Source organism: Streptomyces sp., from assembly GCF_031178505.1.
Lineage (GTDB): Bacteria > Actinomycetota > Actinomycetes > Streptomycetales > Streptomycetaceae > Streptomyces > Streptomyces gulbargensis.
In genome coordinates this window covers 1-4012 of sequence record NZ_JAPSIW010000655.1, presented here as the reverse complement: position 1 = coordinate 4012, position 4012 = coordinate 1, and the positions used below count along the sequence as shown (strand labels likewise).

Here is a 4012-nt window from a genome sequence, read left to right as displayed (position 1 = left end):
GCGCCTCCCGGGTGATCGGCTCGGCCGGCTCCGACGAGAAGGTCAAGTTCCTCGTGGAGGAGCTGGGCTTCGACGCCGCCTTCAACTACAAGGACGGCCCGGTCAAGGACCAGCTGCGCGAGGCCGCCCCGGACGGCATCGACGTCTACTTCGACAACGTCGGAGGCGAGCACCTCGAAGCCGCGATCTCCTCGCTCAACGTGCACGGCCGGGCCGCCATCTGCGGCATGATCGCGCAGTACAACGACACCGAGCCGGTCCCCGGACCGCGCAACATGGCGCTGATCATCGGCAAGCGCCTGCGCCTCCAGGGCGTCCTCGTCGGCGACCACTACGGCCTCCAGGACCGCTTCGTGCAGGAGGTCGGCGGCTGGCTGCGTTCCGGCGAGCTCAAGTACCGCGAGACCCTCGTCGAGGGCGTGGAGAACGGCGTGGAGGCCTTCCTCGGTCTGCTCCGCGGCGACAACACCGGAAAGATGATCGTCACACTGACCCGCTAGTCTTCCCTCAGCCGCCGCGATCGTGGGCGCGAGTCGCGGCGAACCGAAGAAGGAAGACATCCGTATGTCCAGCACTGCCATCAGCCGTTCCGACGTCCTCTACACCGCCGTGGCCACCGCCGAGAACGGCCGTGACGGCCGGGTCGCCACCGACGACGGCAAGCTCGACGTCGTGGTCAACCCGCCCAAGGAGATGGGCGGCTCCGGTGAGGGCACCAACCCCGAGCAGCTGTTCGCGGCCGGCTACAGCGCCTGCTTCCAGGGCGCGCTCGGCGTCGTGGCCCGCAACGAGAACGCCGACATCTCCGGCTCGACGGTCACCGCCGAGGTCGGCATCGGCAAGAACGACGACGGTTTCGGCCTCGTCGTGAAGATTTCGGCGACCATCCCCAACGTGGACGCCGAGACCGCCAAGAGCCTGATCGAGAAGGCGCACCAGGTCTGCCCGTACTCCAAGGCGACCCGGGGCAACATCACGGTCGAGCTCGCCGTCTGAGCCACGGACGGGCAGACTGGTGAAGGGCCGCACCCCGACCGACCGGGGTGCGGCCCTTCGCCGTTCCGGCGTACGGCGGGCCCCCGGATAGGGTGACCCCCATGCGTGATCTCGGGGTGGGTTTCAAGTACCTGGTACAGGGCCAGAAGTGGGTCGGCCGGCACGGACGGTGGTTCGGGTTCGGGCTGCTGCCCGGGCTGGTGACGCTCGTCCTCTACGCGGGCGCGCTCGTCGGACTCGGCTACGGAGCCGACGACCTCGCCGCCTGGGCGACCCCGTTCGCCGACGACTGGGGCTCCCCCTGGCAGGGCTTCTTCCGGGGCACCCTCACCGCCCTGGTGTTCGTCTTCGGCCTCTTCCTCGCCGTCGTCACCTTCACCGCCGTGACCCTCCTGGTCGGCCAGCCCTTCTACGAGTCGCTCTCCGAGGAGGTCGACCGCAGCCAGGGCGGTGAGGTGCCCGAGTCCGGGCTGCCCCTCTGGCGCGAGCTGTGGATCTCGGCGCGCGACAGCCTGCGGATCGTCCTGCGCGTCGCCTTCTACGGTGTGCTGCTGTTCGCCTGCGGATTCATCCCCGTCGTCGGCCAGACCGTCGTCCCCGTCGTCGGCTTCTGCGTGTCCGGCTTCTTCCTCGCCGAGGAGCTCACCGCCGTCGCGCTCCAGCGCCGGGGCGTCGAGGTGAAGGAACGGCTCGCGCTGCTGCGCGGACGCCGCCTCGCCACCCTCGGCTTCGGCGTGCCGCTGACCCTCGCCTTCCTCGTCCCCTTCGTGGCCGTCTTCCTCATGCCCGGAGCCGTCGCCGGCGCCACGCTCATGGTCCGCGACCTGCGCGGCGAGACCGGTGACCCCGACGAGGCGGGCCGCACCGGCGAGCCCGGGGACACGCACGCCCGGCAGAACGACCGGCACGGCGGCAACCTTTCCTCCTCCGGCGGCGACCAGGGGGTGCACCACATCCCCCACCTGAGGAAGTAAGAACGCGATGACCTCCCACAAGCGGAAGACGGGGCGCCGGCGGGCGATCGCCGGCGCCCTGAGCGCCCTCGGCATCACCGGCGCGGCCGTGCTCACCACCAGCCTGCTGGCCCCGGCCGGCGCCGCCACGCACGGCGACTCCGGTACGGGCGCGGCCCCGGCGACGGCGCGTACCGCGGCGGCGCCCGCCGCCTGGCCCCGCGCCAAGGGCACCGAGCCGGTCCCGGCCTCCATCCCGGTCTCCGGGACCTACGACGGCAAGCTCAAGCGCTTCCACGGCACCGGCGAGCTCGGTTCGGACGGGCAGGACGAGAGTCAGAAGCCGCTGTTCGTCCTCGCGGACGGCGCCGTCCTCAAGAACGTGATCATCGGCACCCCGGCGGCCGACGGCGTCCACTGCCTGGGCAGCTGCACCCTCCAGAACGTCTGGTGGGAGAACGTCGGTGAGGACGCCGCCAGCTTCAAGGGCACGTCGAAGTCGGCCGTGTACGCGGTGTACGGCGGTGGCGCGCGCGGCGCCTCCGACAAGGTCTTCCAGTTCAACGGTGCCGGCAAGCTCGTCGTGACCAAGTTCCAGGTCGCCGACTTCGGCAAGCTGGTCCGCTCCTGCGGCAACTGCAAGAAGCAGTACCCCCGCACGATCCTCGTCAACGACGTCGACATCACCGCTCCCGGTACGTCGATCGTCGGCGTGAACGCCAACTACGGTGACACCGCGACCCTGCGGAACGTCCGGATCCACGGCGACACCAAGAAGAAGATCAAGCCGTGCGTCCGCTTCACCGGCAACAACACCGGCAAGGAGCCCAAGGAGATCGGCACCGGCCCCGACGGCACCACCTGCCGTTACTCCGCCGGGGACCTCTCCTACGACTGACCCCCGACACCGAGGCCGGGCGGCCCCCGCCGCCCGGCCGAACGCGGACCCGCCGACCGCGGTACCCGGTCCGCCCCGCGCCTCAGCCCACCGCGGCGAGTGCGAACCCCGGCTTGTCCGGGCCCGCGTCCGCGATCCGCTCGCCGTCCGGCCCCCAGGCGCCCGCCCGTCCGCCGCCCGTGCCGTCCTCGTTGGGCCCCAGGACGTTGCCGAGCACCACCGGGAGGCCGAACTCCCTCGCCCGTACCGGATACACCGTCTCGAAGGAGTCGTTGTCCGCCGCCAGCACCGAACTGGCCAGGTACACCGCGCAGTCGTCGGCCGCCGCGCGTCGCGCGAGGGCCGGGAAGCGGTTGTCGTAGCAGGTGGCCAGGGCGAAGCGGACCCCGTCGAGAACGAACCGCCCGTCCCCGGTGCCCGGCGCGAAGACCTCCGCCTCGATCCCGTACAGGTGCTGCTTGTCGTAGCGGGTGAGGAGCGAGCCGTCCGGGCCGACCACCAGCGTGGTGATGCCGGGGCGTGCGCCCGTGGCGACCACGGGCCCGTTGACCACGGCCGCGATGCCGGCCGCGCGGCACGCCTCCCGTACGGGGCCGAGCCGGGGGTCGTCCTCGGTGAGGACCAGGTGCGGGACGTCCCGGATCAGGCTCGGCTCGTAGCCGGTCAGGCAGAGCTCGGCGAAGACGGCGATCCGCGCCCCCGCCGCCCCGGCCTCCCGGAGGAGCCCCGCGATCGTACGGACGTTGGCGTGGACGTCCCCGGCGACCGGGGCGAACTGGGTGGCAGCGACGATCATGAGGGCCATCATCCCCCGCCCGGGGGTAAGGGGCAAGGGTGGGATTGAGGGCTTAGCTGTCCGGGTGGGCGGGCCAGGAGGCGGACAGCTCCGCCGCCGTCGCCCGCAACAGCCCGAGGAAGGTGCCCGCCGCCACGGTCGGCGTCGCGGGCGCGGCCACGTGCACCGCCCGGTAGGGCACGTCCCCGGGATCGACCGCCACCAGCGCCACGTCCGGCCGCACCGCCGCCGCCGCGAGCGCCGGCACCAGGGTGACCCCGAGCCCGGCGGCCACCGCCCCCAGCTTGGCGATCCAGTCGTGCGCCAGGAGCGCCGTACGCGGCAGGAACCCGGCGGCCACCACCGGCCGGAACAGCGTGCCCTCCAGTC

The 4012-nt window shown here is 72.1% G+C and carries 6 protein-coding genes; 4 read left to right on the top strand and 2 right to left on the bottom strand.

Annotated features, from left to right (window positions below):
- From RIF68_RS29910 to RIF68_RS29895, 4 genes are all read left to right on the top strand, one after another.
- On the top strand, positions 1 to 500 hold a 500-nt coding region (locus RIF68_RS29910), incomplete at its 5' end, for an NADP-dependent oxidoreductase (RefSeq protein ID WP_309054410.1).
- A 64-nt stretch (positions 501 to 564) separates the two neighbouring features.
- Positions 565 to 996: an organic hydroperoxide resistance protein gene (locus tag RIF68_RS29905; RefSeq protein WP_309054409.1), complete on the top strand. Its 432-nt coding sequence runs from the start codon at positions 565 to 567 to the stop codon at positions 994 to 996.
- Positions 997 to 1097: 101 nt separating this feature from the next.
- Positions 1098 to 1970: an EI24 domain-containing protein gene (locus RIF68_RS29900; protein ID WP_309054408.1), complete on the top strand. Its 873-nt coding sequence runs from the start codon at positions 1098 to 1100 to the stop codon at positions 1968 to 1970.
- A 7-nt stretch (positions 1971 to 1977) separates the two neighbouring features.
- A complete protein-coding gene (locus tag RIF68_RS29895; RefSeq protein WP_309054407.1) occupies positions 1978 to 2847 on the top strand; it encodes a pectate lyase in 870 nt (289 codons plus the stop codon).
- A gap of 82 nt (positions 2848 to 2929) precedes the next feature.
- Here RIF68_RS29895 and RIF68_RS29890 read toward each other — a convergent pair whose 3' ends face one another.
- Positions 2930 to 3643: a carbon-nitrogen hydrolase family protein gene (locus RIF68_RS29890; RefSeq protein ID WP_309054406.1), complete on the bottom strand. Its 714-nt coding sequence runs from the start codon at positions 3641 to 3643 to the stop codon at positions 2930 to 2932.
- Positions 3644 to 3695: 52 nt separating this feature from the next.
- Positions 3696 to 4012: LysR substrate-binding domain-containing protein (locus RIF68_RS29885; protein WP_309054405.1), on the bottom strand; the 317-nt coding region annotated here is incomplete at its 5' end.